This window comes from Paenibacillus sp. p3-SID1389, from assembly GCF_025151705.1.
GTDB lineage: Bacteria > Bacillota > Bacilli > Paenibacillales > Paenibacillaceae > Fontibacillus > Fontibacillus phoenicis.
Window position 1 is genome coordinate 29,204 of sequence record NZ_JALXVO010000009.1, and the last position, 16,526, is coordinate 45,729.

At 54.1% G+C, this 16,526-nt stretch carries 15 protein-coding genes; 1 reads left to right on the forward strand and 14 read right to left on the reverse strand.

The annotated features are described in order from the left end of the window. Positions 1-69 precede the first annotated feature (69 nt). On the reverse strand, positions 70-1,071 hold the full coding sequence (locus tag M3G15_RS05755) for a YhcN/YlaJ family sporulation lipoprotein (protein WP_036645153.1): 1,002 nt from the start codon (positions 1,069-1,071) through the stop codon (positions 70-72). 213 nt (positions 1,072-1,284) lie between these two features. Between M3G15_RS05755 and M3G15_RS05760 the strand changes: the two genes are divergently transcribed. Further along, the gene (locus M3G15_RS05760) at positions 1,285-2,355 is read left to right on the forward strand and encodes a glycosyltransferase family 4 protein (protein WP_009225115.1); all 1,071 of its coding nucleotides are present in this window, start codon (positions 1,285-1,287) and stop codon (positions 2,353-2,355) included. Between the two features lie 88 nt (positions 2,356-2,443). Here M3G15_RS05760 and M3G15_RS05765 read toward each other — a convergent pair whose 3' ends face one another. The 13 genes from M3G15_RS05765 to M3G15_RS05825 form a co-directional block, all read right to left on the reverse strand. Beyond that, a complete protein-coding gene (locus M3G15_RS05765; RefSeq protein ID WP_260070337.1) occupies positions 2,444-3,514 on the reverse strand; it encodes a glycosyltransferase family 2 protein in 1,071 nt (356 codons plus the stop codon). A 17-nt stretch (positions 3,515-3,531) separates the two neighbouring features. Beyond that, positions 3,532-4,518 (reverse strand): polysaccharide biosynthesis protein, encoded by a 987-nt coding sequence (locus M3G15_RS05770; RefSeq protein ID WP_260070338.1) that lies wholly within the window; start codon positions 4,516-4,518, stop codon positions 3,532-3,534. Positions 4,519-4,545: 27 nt separating this feature from the next. Then, positions 4,546-5,856, reverse strand: coding sequence for a nucleotide sugar dehydrogenase (locus tag M3G15_RS05775; RefSeq protein WP_260070339.1), 1,311 nt, complete (start codon positions 5,854-5,856; stop codon positions 4,546-4,548). Positions 5,857-5,920: 64 nt separating this feature from the next. Continuing rightward, positions 5,921-6,850 carry a glycosyltransferase family protein gene (locus M3G15_RS05780; protein WP_260070340.1) on the reverse strand — a complete coding sequence of 310 codons (930 nt, stop codon included), beginning with the start codon at positions 6,848-6,850 and terminating at the stop codon, positions 5,921-5,923. A gap of 90 nt (positions 6,851-6,940) precedes the next feature. Next, positions 6,941-7,348 (reverse strand): hypothetical protein, encoded by a 408-nt coding sequence (locus M3G15_RS05785; RefSeq protein ID WP_009225110.1) that lies wholly within the window; start codon positions 7,346-7,348, stop codon positions 6,941-6,943. Between the two features lie 139 nt (positions 7,349-7,487). Continuing rightward, positions 7,488-8,198, reverse strand: coding sequence for a glycosyltransferase (locus tag M3G15_RS05790; protein WP_009225109.1), 711 nt, complete (start codon positions 8,196-8,198; stop codon positions 7,488-7,490). After that, entirely contained in the window at positions 8,195-9,127 is a 933-nt protein-coding gene (locus tag M3G15_RS05795; RefSeq protein WP_009225108.1) for an SDR family NAD(P)-dependent oxidoreductase, read from the reverse strand. Before M3G15_RS05795 ends, M3G15_RS05790 begins: the two co-directional genes overlap by 4 nt. After that, entirely contained in the window at positions 9,120-9,950 is an 831-nt protein-coding gene (locus tag M3G15_RS05800; RefSeq protein ID WP_260070341.1) for an SDR family oxidoreductase, read from the reverse strand. Before M3G15_RS05800 ends, M3G15_RS05795 begins: the two co-directional genes overlap by 8 nt. After that, positions 9,947-10,933 (reverse strand): polysaccharide biosynthesis protein, encoded by a 987-nt coding sequence (locus tag M3G15_RS05805; protein ID WP_260070342.1) that lies wholly within the window; start codon positions 10,931-10,933, stop codon positions 9,947-9,949. The genes M3G15_RS05800 and M3G15_RS05805 overlap by 4 nt, the downstream gene beginning before the upstream one ends. After that, on the reverse strand, positions 10,926-12,017 hold the full coding sequence (gene wecB, locus M3G15_RS05810) for a non-hydrolyzing UDP-N-acetylglucosamine 2-epimerase (protein ID WP_260070381.1): 1,092 nt from the start codon (positions 12,015-12,017) through the stop codon (positions 10,926-10,928). Before wecB ends, M3G15_RS05805 begins: the two co-directional genes overlap by 8 nt. 20 nt (positions 12,018-12,037) lie before the next feature. After that, the gene (locus tag M3G15_RS05815) at positions 12,038-13,612 is read right to left on the reverse strand and encodes a glycosyltransferase family 4 protein (RefSeq protein WP_232282283.1); all 1,575 of its coding nucleotides are present in this window, start codon (positions 13,610-13,612) and stop codon (positions 12,038-12,040) included. Between the two features lie 64 nt (positions 13,613-13,676). After that, complete coding sequence (locus M3G15_RS05820) at positions 13,677-14,801, reverse strand: CgeB family protein (RefSeq protein WP_260070343.1); 1,125 nt, start codon at positions 14,799-14,801, stop codon at positions 13,677-13,679. A gap of 74 nt (positions 14,802-14,875) precedes the next feature. Next, positions 14,876-15,961 (reverse strand): CgeB family protein, encoded by a 1,086-nt coding sequence (locus M3G15_RS05825; RefSeq protein WP_260070344.1) that lies wholly within the window; start codon positions 15,959-15,961, stop codon positions 14,876-14,878. Positions 15,962-16,526 lie beyond the last annotated feature (565 nt).

Sequence of the window (16,526 nt, forward strand, 5' to 3'; positions counted from 1 at the left end):
TAAAGCGCGAGACGCAGGAAGGATTTCTTCCCGCTTCTCGCTCTTTTTGGTTCTCGCTATAAACCGCCGTTAGCGGGTTGTCCCTCCGGTGAAACCGGCATTCATGTCACGTGCACCTGTTCCTGTCCCATTGCCCATGCCGGCATTAGGTCTTGTCGGCGCATAACCATTTGGCCCGGTCATCGTCCCTGCACGACCGGGGAATACACGGTTAATCAGCGTTTCGAAATCGCTGATGAAGTTGTTCAGTGTTCCGCCGCCCCGAGACTCTGTAGCATATTGGCCAATGGTGGATACAAAATCGGAATCGTTAGATACGTAGACGTTGCGGATATGCGGTGCCGCTTGCTTAACCGCTGCTTCGATCCGGTTTTTGAGATCCTGGGATACGTTGCTCGTTCCAGCTCCCAAGGCTCCGTTCCCGGTAGTGAAGCCCGAAGGGGTGTTCGTCGTCCCACGAGTACCTCCAGGATACATCGACCCGAAACGGTTGCCGGTTGTGCCGGTGCCCAACATCGAGCCGTTGTTACTGCGATTGACGTTGTTCCCCGTTCCGAACAAACCGCGTCCGAGGTCAAAGAGCCCGCCCAGTCCGGCACGGTCGTTGCCGCGAGCCAAACCGTTGTCTGCGGCGCCGCGGGTTCCATAGTCCGCACCGTAAGGGCCGCCGACATTGGTCGTACCAAGGCCAACTCCATTGGGACGTTGCACCCCGTAAGCGCTAGTGCGGCCTGTCGTATTCGTGCCGTGGAGTGTGACACCTACATATGCATCACGGTCGGTAACAACGACATGTGCGGTTTGAACGTCGCCAAGCTGTGCCACCTTGTTGCTAAGCGCAGGGCTGTAACGCAGGGAACGGATACGCATATCCTGTCCGCTGCCGGCGCTGCGGGAGAACAGACGGTTGCTGGGGTTTAAAGAATTGACATCATAATTTCGGTTATTGCCCCGTAAGCTTTGCGTGCGCACATTATTGTCGCCCTTCCCGTCACCACAACCTGCCATTAAAGCCATCCCGGCAAGCAACGCTGCGGATAACGATAAGTTAACGACTTTCGCTCCTCGCATGTAGTCAACCTCCATCCGTAAGAAGTAATGTATGAAACAGGACTTATCATGCGCCAAATCCCGTTGTCGTCATACAGGTAAACATAACCGAGCGACCCACCAGCCTCCTATGCTTCAGCGGGCTTGTATCGTGGGAAATCCACCCACACGTCCAATTCAGATTACGCGTACACTAAATCTGAGACGCTGAATAACCTCAAGGGGTGCTGGCCCATGAAAGTGCTGTTTACGTTTTATGTTCCGAGCGGCGGGGTCGAAACCTTAAACCGCCTGCGCTGCGATGCGCTAAAAAGACGGAACATTGAAGGCCATATTATGTATTTGCGTCCCGGTTCCGGGCTCATCAACACGCAGCAGGCGAACATTCCCGTGATGGTGGATCCAAGCGATGCCGAACTCGCTCAACGTTTGCCGCAATATGATGCCGTTATCGCAACCTCGGATTACTGGATGCCCGGACGGCTGCGCCGGCTTGGGTTTCACAAACCGATTATTTTTGAAATTCAAGGCTTGGGAACGCGGGAACAAGCAGAGCAGACGCTTCGGGAAGGCAAGGAGGAAATCCTGCGAAACTGCCAGGCTTCGCTGATGCCTCCAACCCCCCATTTGATTGAGCTGGCCTCCACCTACTACCCCACATTGCCCAAGTTCGTATTGATGAATCCGTTGGATACCCGGCATTTCCGTCACATTGCGCAACCGAAGTATCCGGTGCCCATCATCGCTTGGGTCGGACGGCTGGAGCCCAACAAAAATTGGGAGTTGTTCCTGAAAATCGCTTCCGCCCTACACCGCCAACGTCCACAGATGGAAATTTGGATGTTCCTTGATTATCAGCTCCCGTCCGAGGAGACGAAAAACCGGTTTTGGCAGTATGTTAAACGCTTGGGGCTAGAGCCTAAACTCAAATTGTATCCAAATACCCCTAACCGGGAGATGCCCTATTATCTATCCCGCGTCGGCGATTCAGGCGGACTGATGATCTCCACATCTACCCTGGAGGGCTTCGGCTATGCCGTTGCCGAGGCCTTAGCTTGCCGTTGTCCCGTGCTTACCACCGATTCCGATGGCGTACGTCTTTTTATCAAGCATAATGAAACGGGAAAGTTCTTCGCGTACCCGCAAGTGGGCCAAGCGGTTGCCAGAGCGTTGGAGCTGATGGACCATCACGGGCAGCGGGAGAAGATCCGCAGCATGGGGGAACAGCATATCCACCAGTGGCTGTCGCCGCAGCAGTATGCTGATTCGTTCCGCCAAATGCTGCAAAGCTTAGGAGTAAAATAAAGAAGCGAATGAAAGAACCTCCAGTGATCTGGAGGTTCTTTTGTCGGCAATTTTTCTGCAAAATGCCCATATACTATTGGGGAACCGCCTATGAGGTAGACGCCGTTTCCAAAGCCAACTTCAGCTTCTTCTCATTTTCAAGGAGGCCCGGATCCTCGGGCAAATAGCGAAGCGCCTCCCGGTTATGCTCATAAGCCTGACGTAAATGGCCGAGCTGCGCATAACACAAACATAACCGGCTATGCGGCAACCATGTCCGGGACGCTGAATGAACGATCGCTGTCCAACTGCCAACATTGGCATTCTGTATCGCCTGACCGTACCAATAGATTGCCATCGCCCATTCTTGCCGATCCTCCATGCAGTTGCCGATAGCACAGCAAATTTCCGAACTTGGAATATGAAATTGGAGGGATCGCAGCAGCGTCTCCAGTTTTTGTCGCTCGCGTCCCAAAAAACCATAGCAATCCGCTAAACGGGCGCAAGCTAGAATCAGATCATCCCGGTTTGCCTTCGGATCGAGGAGGAACTCCGCAAAATGCGGTACGGCTTCCTCATATCGACCGGCATCTGCCAGCTCGCATGCAAAGTGGAAACGCAGGCGTCCTTGCAGTACGCCGCCGGAAGCCAAATGATGCTCGATGATCTTTAGATTCCGTCCGGAATGGCTCCCGGTTCCGCGATGGGTCACAGCAATATCCGTCAGCAGCTGTTTCCCGTCCGCGACATCCAGGTATTCGTGTACGATGCCAATCCAGCGGTAATTCCGGCTCCGTTTGACCAATCGGTTCCGCCGAGTGAAGGCCAGCGGTGCTCCGGTCTGCTCCTCCTCGTGGAGCACATAATTCATCAGGACCGCGTCGATGTCAGAACTCAATTCTTGCTTTAACCGAAGGAGCTTGGCGCGGTTGGGTTCGGTGAATACATCGTCAGCATCCATCCAGAGAATGTATTCACAGGTTGCCAAAGAAAAACTGAAATTCCGCGCGGCCGCAAAATCCTCCCGCCAGGCGAACTCGTACACCTTGGCCCCGAATTCCGCGGCCACCTCCTTCGTGCGGTCGGTTGATCCCGTATCCACGATCACGATTTCGTCCGCCAAATCCGCGACGGACTTTAGACATACAGGCAAACGGGCTTCTTCATTTTTGACAATCATACATAAACTTATCGTGATCAGTTCAGGAACCCTCCCTCCCGCAGCAGCTCAGCCACTTCGGCTTTATCAAGCAAAGACGCATTGGAATTGTATTCAGAGAACAGTTCGCGAGGCAAGCTGGAATAATGGGCAATGAGCTCCTTGGAGCTGGGAGGAAGAATGACGTAATATTGATCGCTATATTTGAGGGTATAGGGAGCTTCGTACCGAGAGACCAGCACCTCATGCAGCTTCTCTCCAGGCCGAATGCCGATTTCCTGCACCGGGACGTGATGTCCGACATAATGCTCCGCAAGCACCTCAGCAATATCGATGATGCGGCAGGCCTTCATTTTCATCACGAACGTTTCGCCCCCGATGGCTGTCGTGGCTGCTTTAAGCAGAAGATCGATCGCCTGGGATAAGGTCAGGAAGAAGCGCGTCATCTCCCGGGCGGTAATCGTTAAGTCTTTCCCGTCCCGCAGCTGGTTGATGAACAGTGGAACCACGCTGCCGTTCGTCCCAAGCACGTTCCCCCCGCGGATACAAGTGAACCGGGTATGCTCGCTTAAATCGTTCGCACGAATCATCAGCTTCTCCCCGATCGCTTTGGTCATCCCGTACGTATTTGTCGGATCCACCGCTTTGTCGGTGGACACGTCGATCACCTTGATGACCTTATTCGCGATGCTCGCCTGAATGATGTTTTCCGTTCCGAGCACATTGGTCTTGAGCGCTTCTTCCGGCTGGAATTCGCAAACCGGCACATGTTTTAAAGCTGCCAGATGGAAGACATAATCCACTCCCTTACTCGCCGCTTCCACCGCCGCGTAATCACGGACATCACCGATCAGATACCGCATTGAGGCGTGCCCGCTAAATTCCCGCTGCATTAAGACCTGAGCGTATTCGTTTCTCGAGAAAATGCGGATTTCCCGCGGTCCCTCTTGCAGCAGTCTCCTTGTCAGCCTTTTCCCCCAGGATCCGGTCCCCCCGGTAATTAACACGGTCTTGTCTCTGAACATCTATATACCTTCCTTTCGTAACTAGATTCATCGGGAAATTCCGTTTTGAGCGGATCCTGATTTTCCGCCCCCCAGCGTAACGATCCGCGCTTTGCCTTGTATACCGGCGGCCGCATTTCGCGTATCGAATACAAATGGCGCGTGCTTCACGACATCCTCCAGCGGCAATCCGCGGTGACGGACGGCGATCACCACGCCGTCCGAGGAGGCTAAGCGCTCCGCTGTCAACTCCACCGAATACAGCTTGATTCCGCTGATCTCCACTTCTGGAATCAACGGATCGTGATAATCGACTATTGCACCAGCGGCCATGAGCAGCCGAATCAGCTCAAGCACGCTCGATTCGCGGATATCGGCGACATCCTCTTTAAACGTAATTCCGAGCACCAAAATCCGCTTACCGGCAAGAGAGCTACCGTTCAATTCTTCCTGCAGCCTGGACACGATGTACCCTGGCATGTCGCGGTTAATCCGCGAGCTGATCTCGATAAATGAGCTTTCCATCCCTAACTGCTGTGCTTTCCATTGCAGATAGATCGGATCCACCGGGATGCAATGTCCGCCTACGCCGGGGCCGGGATAAAACGCCTTAAAGCCAAACGGCTTGGAAGAGGCCGCCTCCACCACTTCCCAAACGTTGATTCCCATTTGATCGCAGAGCAAAGCAAACTCATTGATGAAAGAAATGTTCACGAAACGAAAGGTGTTTTCCAGCAGTTTCGCCATCTCAGCCGTTTCCGTCGAGGATACCCGCACCACGGTGCGAAAGCCCGCACGATAAAGCTCCTCCATCCGATCCGCGCAAGCAGCGGTAATCCCGCTGACGATCTTAGGAATATCTCTCAGGGAGTAACGGCGGCTTCCGGGATTCACCCGTTCCGGTGAAAAGCCCACAAAAAACTCCGTCCCCAGGTGTAGACCGCTTTTTTGCAACAGCGGCAAAATCACTTCCCGGGTGGTTCCGGGGTAAGTAGAGCTTTCCAATGCGACCAACTGCCCGGGCTTAAGATGCTTCCCGATGTTTTCTGCGGCATCGACCAGATAGGTCAAGTCCGGCACATGCTGTTCCGTCAACGGAGTCGGCACGCAAATAATGATTGCTTCTGCGCTTGCGATCTCGGCGAAGTCCGGAGATACCGTCAATTGCTGCGCATAGGTATATCGTTTGATTTTCTCATCGGGAACGTCAGCGATGTAACTTCGTCCCTGTTGCAAAAGCTGTAATTTCTTTTCGTCCTTGTCGATGCCGATGACGCGAAAACCCTGGTCTAGATACGTTTCGGCCAAAGGAAGACCAACATATCCCATACCGACGATGGCAATGATTCGTGACAACATCCATCTCCCCTTTCGCTTGAAGTTTGACCGTAAGGACGTGCCTCGCGCTCACTTTCGTGTATTTTTAACCGACGATGGAACGGATCATTTGAAGGAGCTGCAGAGTACGAACGGAGGTCGTATGTTTCTCCCGGACGAACTCATACCCTTGACCGCTGATCTTCGCCCGCAGCGATTCGTTGCTTGGATGCAAATAGAAATGAATTTTGGCGAGAAAATCCCGCTCCGACACGGCCACATAATGTACGCCGGACCTGAACCCAAGCGCGCGTAGATCAGCGTTCTCGGGAGCGAGCAGCAGCGTGTTGCAAGCGAGTACCTCAAAATATTTGCGAAGCGGATAATGGAATTTGGAATCGCAAGTCAGGAAGATCTTGGATCGGTTCACTTCAAGCGCAAAGCCTCGCGCTACAAGCGCCTGGGCATCGGATTCGAAGTCCATATAGCCGGGATGGCTGTGACATACAAAGCCGGGATATCCGGTCAAAGCCGTTTTCATCTTATGGCGCAACGGGTATACCTTCGGGTTAGTTGCCCCCATAAGCAGAACGTTGATGTTTTTCCGGCGTCGATAATCCCTGAACACGGTAGGTTCTACAAAATGGGGCAGCCAATAAAGACGGCCCTTGAACTCGGGATACCGCTCCCGGAACGCTTGCCGATACATCACAAAGATGGTGGCAGAGGGGTAACGCCGCAGGAACTCTCGTCGCTGCTCGACTTTGGCATGCAGATCATGCATGATCATGCCCCAAGGTAACTTCAAATGTTCCAGCCCCTCAACTGGAGGGCAATAAGAGGCATGAAACCGATCGTTAAACAGAACAAAATCGGGCTGAAAGGGAGCTCGCCGGAGAATGGCCCGTACCTCTCCGCCCTGATGATCCAAGGCCAAATCGGCATATTTTCGCAGTTCCAACTGCATGTAGTGAAAATTCCGTTCCAAATATCGACTGAAATCCTTCGTTACGAACAAAATCTTTAGCCGCTTCATTCCTTCAAATCCTTTTCTATCGGAGCTTATATCCTTCGTTTAGCAGAAAACCTGCCCGGGTCACCCCGAGGCAGGCTTTCTGGGTACAACCTAACCCTGTTGGGCAATGCCTACAAATGATTCTGGACCGTTTCGGACTGCCGTTGTTGCTCCAGAGATAAAGGACGTATAAACGGTTTCCGGAGCAGCCGGAGCCTGAAGGTCGGCGGCTACGAAAGACGTGACTTCTGTGGAAGCGGCGCTGCTAACGCCGCCGTCGAGGGTAAAGATGACATTGGCTGGAACGTACGTTGCACCGCGAACGATCTCAATCGTAAACGTATCGCCGACGTCTCCCAGAATTCCGATAGTACCCGACAGCAAAACAATCGGATTCGGAACGTTCTGCGTTTGCAGGCCGATAATCCCGAACAATGCAGGAGTATCTGTGAGCGGAGTTCCGGGGAATCCGGGCTGGTTGGAGTTCACGGAGCTTCTGGCATCAAGAAAGACACCCATCTTTTAAATCACCACCTTCTTGTAATCTAGTACAGGTTATGAACCGATGAAGGTTTTGGTATAGACATCTTTATCAAGATAACCGCTTATTTTGTCTCTTTAGGATTCGTCGATATCTTGGCCCGGTCCGCTTGAATCGTTAAGAAGTCGCGATAAGATGGGTCAGCGCATCCCGGTAACGATTCTGGATGAACCGGATCTCCGCCGAGATCGCCGCTTGATGGCGCAGCGTCCCCATCCCCGAATGGCGCCGGTAGGAAATGAGCGGGACGTTCAAATAAGGAAAAGCCGTACGAGAGAGCATTACTCGATGCCACAGATCGTAGTCGTGAGTGTACGGCAGGCCTTCATCAAACAGTCCCACGCGCTCAATCAAGCTGCGTCTCATCATGACAGTACATCCGTTAATCGGGTTGCCGCTGTACAACGTGTTCGCCAGCTCTCGCATCCCCAGGGGTTGCATGCCGGCATTGTATTGAGTGATTCGGCCATGCTCATCGATGTAGTGGAAATTGGTATGGGAAATTTCAGCGCCTTGCCCCAGCATGAAACTTAATTGCATTTCGACTTTCTGAGGCGCAAACAGATCGTCCGAGCTAAGCCACGCGATATACTCCCCGGAAGCGTGTCGGATACCGTGGTTCAGCGCAGAGGCCGTTCCCCCATTCGCCTTGCCCAAATAATAGATATGACCGCGGTAAGGCGCGAGCCGCTCGGCGTGGACAGTCGAACCGTCATCCACAACGATAATCTCCGTATGCGGATACGTTTGACTCAGTGCACTTTGCACCGCCTGTTCAATATAGGGACAGTTATAGAAAGGAATAATGATACTAACGCGCGGATTCATGACGATTCGGCCCCCTCTTTGCGAAAATAGTCCAGAATGTCCAGCAGCGATTGTTCCCAGGCCACGCTAGCCCGCCACCCCAAGTCCCAGAGCGCCTGGGGAAGGGGCGGCTCGGCATGGGATACCGCTCCGTTTGCGGATGGAGGACCCGCTTGGATCCTCATATCCGTTACAGTTGTTAGCTGCGCGAAGTCCTCCACCAGCTCGGCCAAGCTTCGCTCCCGCCCGGAGCAGACCGGATACACCTCGCCGATCTCCCCTTGGCGCAGCAGCATTTCATAAGCGTCTACCGCGTCGCTCACGTCGAGGAAGTCGCGCCTAGCATCCGCCGCAGACAACTGGAAGGGGGGAGGGGACTCCCCGCGCTCCAGCCGGACGATATGCCGGGCGAGCAGAGAGCAAATCCCCGTTGACGGGCCGGCTCCAATCAAATTGCCCGGTTCTGCGATCAACACGCCAAGATGGAACAGCTTACCCCAGGCCAACGCGGACGCCTCTTGCAAAGTTTTGCTTAACCCATAAGGGTGAGTGGGTCGAAGCGGTCGATCCAGTCCGAATTTGAGCCGTGAGCCGGCAACGAGAATACGGGTATCCCCCAAACCGCAGGAATACAACGCGTCCAGCAGGTATAGGGTCGTCATGACATTACTTTCCATATAAAGGATGGGCTCAGCCCAGGAATCCGGGACGGAGTTTTTACCGCCCAGGTGCAGCACGTACTGCGGCCGGGTCCGCTCGATGGCCTGTTTGACCCCTGCCCTGTCAGTCAAATCACATGGGATGTACGCTACCTTCTCGTTTGCAGGCAATCCGGCTTCCTTCCTGACCAAAGCGAAAACCCGGTATCCCTTGGCGGCAAAACGTTGGCAAGCATGGCGTCCGGTAAAACCGCCGGCTCCTGTAATCAGAACCGTCCCCCGGTCACCCATGCTGTTTCATCCATTCCGCCATTTCCTCCAGCATCTGACGGAACGAGGGAAGGGGGACCGCCGCGTCCGGACGGGTGTTTACCAGCGTACGGTCGAGGTTAGGGCCGTCATCCGGTTCGATCTCAACGTCGGTTTTCCCCCAAATTTCTTGAAACATCTGTAGCATCTCATACTTGTTGACGACCTCTGGATGCGCTAAATGGATCAACCCGGACACGGGACGGTCCAGCAGCAATTCGATCGTCTTGGCAAGCTGGATCGTTGTCACGCCGTTCCATTTGACCTGGCGGTACCCGGACACCTTGCCTTTCTGACTCATAAACCAATGAAAGAGTCCGATCCCGTGACGGCGAATTTCCGGTCCGATAATGGAGGTGCGGATCGTCAGATGTCCTGCGTCCCGTATTTCCCCGAGCGCCTTCGTTAAGGCGTACGTCGTAACACCATCGGGCTGATCATCCTCCCGGTAGCTGCCGCGGTCGCCGCGGAAGACACAGTCAGTACTGATATGAATCAGACGCGCATTGATTTTGTCAGCCAAATGGCGCAGCCGGTGGGGCAGAAATCCGTTGATATGATAAGCCATAATTTTGTCCCGGTCGGCAAATTGATTAAGCACCCCAACCGCGTTAATAATGACATCTGGACGAACTAACTGCACCGCCTGATCGACGGCGACGATATCTCCGGCATCCAATATCAGCGAGTCCCGGTCACCAGGGTCACGTGAGGTATAGAACACCTGGTAGCCTCCCTTCTCGCGAAAATGCCGTACCAATACATGACCGGCCATCCCATGGCCCCCTAGGATTAGCAATTTCATGAGAGAAATCCTCCTTTATCCAGCATGATGCGGATCTCCTCCTTGCTCATCAGCTCATGCTCCGAACTCAACTCGCCGTAGGGAACAAGCGGCAAATGGCCGTAACGATCTCTCAGACCCACGATCTCGAGCGCAGGCATGATTACCAGATACTCCTTGTCGTATACCACGGTCGACCGGCTTTCATATTCACTGAGCAGCAGCTCGTGAATCCGTTCCCCAGGGCGTATACCCGTCACCTCGATCGACACATCGGGTATGCCCGAAGCTTCAATCAGCACTTCCGCCAGGTCGATAATTCGACAGGTTGGCATCAGCATGACGAAAATCTCCCCGCCGATGCTCTCCCGAGAAGCCTTAAACAGAAGCTGGATCGCTTCCGGCATCGTCAGGAAAAATCGGGTCATTTCCAAATCGGTGATCTTTACCCGCTTCTGCTCACGGATCTGCTGCTTGAACAAATGGATCACGCTGCCGTTGGTGCCCAGCACGTTGCCGCCCCGGATGCATACAAATCGGGTTTCATCCTGGATCAGGTTGGCGTAAACGACCAGCTTTTCACCGATGGCCTTGGTCATGCCGTAAAAGTTAGACGGGTTCGACGCTTTGTCCGTAGAGATATAAAGGACTTTTTTCACTTTGTTTTTAATGGTGGCTTCAATAACGTTTTGGGTGCCAACCACATTGGTTTTCAGCGCTTCAGCAGGTTGCTCCTCGCAGATGGGCACGTGCTTCAAAGCAGCCAGATGGAAGACGATGTCCACGTTCTGGCAGGCCGCGACCAAAGCTTCCTTGTCGCGGATATCGCCGATTCGGAACGTCAGGCGCTCGTCGTTAAAGGTGCGGCTCATCGCAACTTGCGCCGCTTCTCCACGGGAGTAAATGATGATCTCCTTCGGGTCTTGAGGGAGGAGCTGGCGGATCAGCTCGTAACCCCAGGAACCGGTCCCCCCGGTGACGAGAATGACTTGATCTTTAAACATTCAACTTCCCCCCAAGCACGAATTTGACCACTTTTTGCGATACCTTCTCCTCCAGATAACCTTCAGGACAAGGCCACAAACGCTCCATGCCGGCCATCAGCTTCGCCGCTTCGGCGATTCTGCCGGCGTCTACGCCGGATACGACGTTGCTGCCGCAATCCACGGTCTCCGGCCGCTCCGTCGTACGGCGAATCGTTACCGTAGGCACCTGCATGATGCAGCATTCCTCCTGTACGGTACCGCTGTCTGTCAACGCGCAAAGCGCATGCTTCTCCAGCTTCACGAAGTCGAAGAAACCAAACGGCTCGTGAAATTCCACTAAAGGATGCATTTCCAGCTTCAAATCACGTTCAATCCGCGATCTCGTCCGGGGGTGAATGCTGCAAATCAACCGTTTAGACGACGCTTCCGCGACCCGGTTCAGCCCCTCCATAATGACGTGCAGGGAGGCCGGGCGGTCGACGTTCTCCGCCCGATGGGCGGTCACGAGATAATAATCCCCTTCTTTCAGCCCCAGCCGTTGCAGGATGTCGCTCGCCTCAATCTGCGGCTCGTAGAACTTCATCACTTCGTAAATCGGATTGCCGGTCAGCACGATGCGGTTGCTTGGCACCCCCTCCGCCAGCAAATGGGCTTTGCTCTGCGGAGTATACGGCATATTGATGGTCGACACCGCATCGATGACTTTCCGATTCTTCTCCTCGGGCACCTCGAGGTCATAGCAGCGGTTGCCCGCCTCCATGTGGATCGCAGGATAGCCGAGTCGCTCGGCTAGTACGGCGCACAGCGCACTGTTGGTGTCCCCCAGCAGAAGCACGCGGTCCGGCCGCTCCACCTCCAAGATCCGCTCCATCTGGCCAAACATCGCCGCCAACTGGCTGCCCAGCGTCGTTTGATGATCTTGAAAGATATAGTCTGGCTGTCTCAAACCTAGCTCCTGGAAAAAAACATCGCTGAGACTAGCCGCAAAATTCTGCCCCGTATGCACCAGTACATGTTTTTCGGCCCACTGATCCAGCAACGGGATGATCCGGCTGAGCCGAATGATTTCCGGTCGGGTCCCCAATATGGTCATGATTTTCACGGTCTCATCTCCTTGCTGACTCATCTCCTTGTAGACTTCTGGCGTTTCCGCACGCGTTGCTTGCGGGTAGTTCCTGTTCTCCGGCCGGCTGGGCGGCGATTCCGGTTCATCTTCCGTGCGCGCCCCGTCCCGCGGCTTCGATGGTTCTTACGAGCACGCGCCACCCTGCGCCGGGTATTCTTGCTTGCGCGTCGCTTCCCGCCGCGTCGGGCGGTCAAGCTCCTTCCCGTACCGGATCTTCTCTTGCGAAGTTTGGCTCGCTTCAATTTGACCCGTCTGCGGCGGCCGGATGGGCTCGCTGCACCTGCCGGCGCCTTCCCAATTGGCACTGCCCCCACTCCAGAGCCTCGAAACTCCGCCGCATCTGGGGAAGGAGCAGTCGGGGCCGGCTCAGGCAGCGGCACGGCAACCCCCGACAGCCCCTGCATGCGCTGAACGAGTCCTTGAAGCCGCAGCTCGTAAGCGGCCGGGCCAAACACAACCTCCACTTGAGCTCGATTCCTTTCCCCTACGCTGCGGGACATTTCCATGGAAGACAGGAGCTCTGCACACTTCTCCGCAAGTCCGACGCTGTCTCCCGTCGGTACCAAATAAGCACCGCTGCCTGTCGACTCCAAAATTTCCCGCAATCCGCCTGAAGCATAGGCAACAACCGGTTTACCGAAGATCATCGCTTCGAGCGCCGTTAATCCAAACCCTTCGGGCAGAATGCCTGGAACAACGACGATATCCATCGCACTAAAGGCGGATTCCACATGGTTTTCCATACTGACAAAAATAAATCGCTGCGAATGCGGCGATCCCTGAACCGCCCGCTTTAAGCTCCGGTAATACTCAGGTTGAACCTCTGCACCGATGATGACGAATTTGGCCGCCGGGAACCGGTGCACCAGATTCAGCGCTGCCCCGATGAAATGATCGGCTCCTTTCTCCGGAATCAGGTAAGAGGAAATATAGCCGACCAAGACCTCGGACGGCTTGATCTTCCATTGCGCTCTTCGATGCCAGCGTTGTGTCGGCCAAAGCTCGGGATGGATATCCTCCGGGTTCCACGAAGGGTAGAGCAACACGGTTTTGTGCATGGCCTGCGTTCCAAAGAAAGGGAGCAGCGCGGATTCGGAAATGCCAACGATCAAATCGCTGTATCTGTCGATCAGATTCACCGCTTCCGCCGTAAACTCATTGGACGCAATGACCTCCGTAATCTGCCAAATCACAGGAATTCCCAACTGTTTGGCAGCAATCGCCGGCGACACGTTTACGCTGGTATTCACCAGTACAGCATCCGGCTGCTCCTCTTGGAGCAAGCCGATCGTGCGCTGCACCGAGTCGCTCCAGGCGATCGCATGGAATTCGCCAGACAGACCGGAGTGCGGGGAACACATCCCGTAGAGCAACGAGTTATCGCACAGCAGAGTGCGAATCCCATAACGATTGGCCAGAACCGACAAACTGCCCTGCCTTGGAACCACGATCGTACAGTCGTAATAAGCCGACAGCTTTCTCGCGCTGAATAACAACAGCTTTTCCGCGCCGGTTACGTTCCTGGAATTGCACACATGCGAGAACAGCAGCAACTTCTTTTTATCCGACACAATTGCCCCTCCTTTGCCTGTGCGTTTGTCCGGGACTCCGGAACCGGCTTCCACTTCACAGGATTCACCCGAAAATCACGGTTAGCAGCTGATCTAACCGATTGGAATAGGTATGATCCCGCAAGGTCCGATTCAGCGCACGCAGCGCAATTTCCCGTCTTTGTTCCTCATGGGTCAGATAAAAACGCACCTTCTCGACCAACTCCTCCGGCGAGGAGAAGGTTTCGATTTCTTCGCCGGGAACGTAGAACGATGCCAAATCGTCCCGCGAATCAACCAATTGAAGCGTTGCACAGGCCGAAATTTCGAACGTCCGCGGATTTGGCGACGCCGCCGTTATACCGGCTTTGTTGTTGTTGACATCCTCCTCAAACGGGGAGCGATGTAAATTCAGAACGATCTTCGAACCGCTGTACACTTCGGCGGTTTCCACCGGGCCCATCCATTTTCCCAGCTCGATCCGGTCCACATAAGCCGGGTACTCCGGCAGCCGATCCCACCAGATTCCGTTGATCATTAAGCCTTGTTCGATCAGCGCCGGTAAAATAGGCTGAAGAAAGTTCACCCGGTTCCAATACGCTGAACCGATAAAGCTTAAATTGCGGCGGTGCGGGGATGGCATCAAGGTCGGACGATAATGCTCCGGAAAGGTTGCAAACGGCAAATAATGGACTTGGCTGCAGCCGGCTGCGCGATAAAGATCAACGCAATTTCGTTCAAGGGTAAACACGTAGTCATATTGAGTGCTCAGCGGAACCGTCATATCCGTATAATAGGGATCATCTGTAAACCAAATGGCCGTCGGGATGCCCATAGCCCGCACGGCGTTGATATACTCCACAGGAAGCTCCAAACCGTCGAGGGCGAGCAGCAAGTTCGGCTTATGCAGCGATGCCAAATCCGGTATAGAATCGCCCGGCACCGCGGTGATGACTTCCGCGGTTAACGTACGGAGCGTGGAAGTTACGGCCTCGTCTATCGGAGAATAAGGAAATCCTTTCCCCGAACTGACATATAATATTTTTAAGTTGCGGACCTGAAATTTCGGCCGCGGTTGACTTACAATATAGCTGGCCCTTCCCCTCAGGTACCCCTCGGCGTAGCCGTCACGGAACCCGTTGGTTCTACCGCGCTCCTCCGGGCTCATCACGGGTTGAGTTGGATGGCCAGTCGCTTCTTCCATGAACATAAGGTCACTCCTTTATAGGTTGATACTTGTCGGTTGCTTCTTGTAGGGTGATGCTTGCCGGTTGATTCCTGCTCTTAGCTTTCGGTGACTGCTGCCAGCAGGCGGCTAACCCGGTCCATATACGTATGGACGGCCGTCGTCGTCCACAGCGAGCGCCAAGCGATCAAGCGCCGTTCCTCGTCGTGCTCGAGATAGTAACGGATTTTCGCCTCCAGCTCCGCCTCATCCCGAAACGTCTCGATGTCGTAGCCCGGCCGGTAGAAAGAGGTTAAATCGTCGCGGATGTCCGTAATTTGAAAAGCGCCGCAGCTGGCGATTTCATAGGTTCGCGGATTGATCGATCTCCCTGAGGTATCGTTCCCGTTCCGGTTATCCTGGCCGGCTTGCGTTGGTCGATGGATGTTGAGCACGATTTTGGAGGCGTTGTAATAACGAACCGTCTCCTCAACGGGAACCCATCCGGGTCGGATGAACCGTGCCAACTGCTCGTATCGGGGCAGGCGGTCCCAATGATACCCGGCGATCAGCACGCGTTTGTCCTGCAGGAACGAGCTTAAGCGATCAAACAAGGCGACTCGATTCCAAAAAGCATTGCCGATAAAACAAACATCATAGCGATATTCCGGCTTAGCCGGAATGGGTCGAAATTGACGCGGATTCGCAGCGAGCGGAAGGTGGTGTACGCTTTGCACCCCAAGGGAGCGATAGAGCGGCACACATTCGATTTCGTGCGTAAACACCACATCGTAGCTTAAAGCCAGCGCGAGCGTATCATCGGTAAAATAAGGGTCATCCACGAACCAAACAGCGGTCCGAATCCCCATCCTCCGGATCTGCTCCAACTGCGCAGTATGATCAGGCGGAAAGATGTGCAGCGAATTCATGACCAGCACCAGATCGGGATGATGGTGCTCGGTTTCCTGCAACATCATTTCCGGTGAGGCAACGATGCATTCCCGCGTCAACTCCGCAAGCGCTGTCTGAACCCCTTCGTCAATCGCATCGAACCCTTGAGGCACATACAGCACCCGCAGGTCCACTTTCGGCCGAGAAACCGGCGGAATACGTTCCAGTACAGCCTGACATCCGCCATACCGAATCCCTTCCTGGTATCCGGCCTGATAAGCCTCGCCGTATCGATTCTCGTTGACGTTCTCCAAGGTTCTTCATCCTATCTTCGTGGATTTCAATCTTTCGTTTCCTGGGTCTTAATAAATATATGCTGAGGGGACACGTGCATCATGGACGACTACCCGCCCGCCGTATAAATTGGCGAATGCCGCCTTTTGACACCGCCTGCCTCCGATCTTTGGGCTTACGGCACGCCTCTTTTACACGATTATCCCTTTCGCTCAGAATACGGAGATCGCGATAGAAAACCTCTCGTAAGCGCCTATTTGCGCCTTGCTGTTTCCTCGTTATGCCTTTGTGTGCCACTGTGTGCCTTTGTGTGCCTCGTTGTGATTCGTTGTGCTTCGTTGTGCCCTTTTGCACCATTATCCCTTTCGATCAGAAATGAGAGATTAGGAAGAGAGTAGAAGGGATTCTAGCCCCTCTAGCCCCTCTAGCCCCCTTTTTGCACGATTATCCCTTTGATTCAGATTTGGCGATCGATGAGGGGGATTAAACTAAGGCTGCACAGTGATCTGAACATCCACATTTTTCGTGAATATTTGGGATTTTTTAGTTGATACAAGAACGTATGTTTGCTATAATGAGAAAAAA

Bases quoted from the DNA above. Each gene is read 5' to 3' on its own strand.
- M3G15_RS05770 (WP_260070338.1), bottom strand. From the start codon at position 4,518: ATGTTCAGAGACAAGACCGTGTTAATTACCGGGGGGACCGGATCCTGG.
- M3G15_RS05795 (WP_009225108.1), bottom strand. From the start codon at position 9,127: ATGGGTGACCGGGGGACGGTTCTGATTACAGGAGCCGGCGGTTTTACC.
- M3G15_RS05805 (WP_260070342.1), bottom strand. From the start codon at position 10,933: ATGTTTAAAGATCAAGTCATTCTCGTCACCGGGGGGACCGGTTCCTGG.
- M3G15_RS05800 (WP_260070341.1), bottom strand. From the start codon at position 9,950: ATGAAATTGCTAATCCTAGGGGGCCATGGGATGGCCGGTCATGTATTG.
- M3G15_RS05780 (WP_260070340.1), bottom strand. From the start codon at position 6,850: ATGAAGCGGCTAAAGATTTTGTTCGTAACGAAGGATTTCAGTCGATAT.
- M3G15_RS05785 (WP_009225110.1), bottom strand. From the start codon at position 7,348: ATGGGTGTCTTTCTTGATGCCAGAAGCTCCGTGAACTCCAACCAGCCC.
- M3G15_RS05775 (WP_260070339.1), bottom strand. From the start codon at position 5,856: ATGTTGTCACGAATCATTGCCATCGTCGGTATGGGATATGTTGGTCTT.
- M3G15_RS05790 (WP_009225109.1), bottom strand. From the start codon at position 8,198: ATGAATCCGCGCGTTAGTATCATTATTCCTTTCTATAACTGTCCCTAT.
- M3G15_RS05765 (WP_260070337.1), bottom strand. From the start codon at position 3,514: ATGATTGTCAAAAATGAAGAAGCCCGTTTGCCTGTATGTCTAAAGTCC.
- M3G15_RS05760 (WP_009225115.1), top strand. From the start codon at position 1,285: ATGAAAGTGCTGTTTACGTTTTATGTTCCGAGCGGCGGGGTCGAAACC.
- M3G15_RS05755 (WP_036645153.1), bottom strand. From the start codon at position 1,071: ATGCGAGGAGCGAAAGTCGTTAACTTATCGTTATCCGCAGCGTTGCTT.
- M3G15_RS05820 (WP_260070343.1), bottom strand. From the start codon at position 14,801: ATGTTCATGGAAGAAGCGACTGGCCATCCAACTCAACCCGTGATGAGC.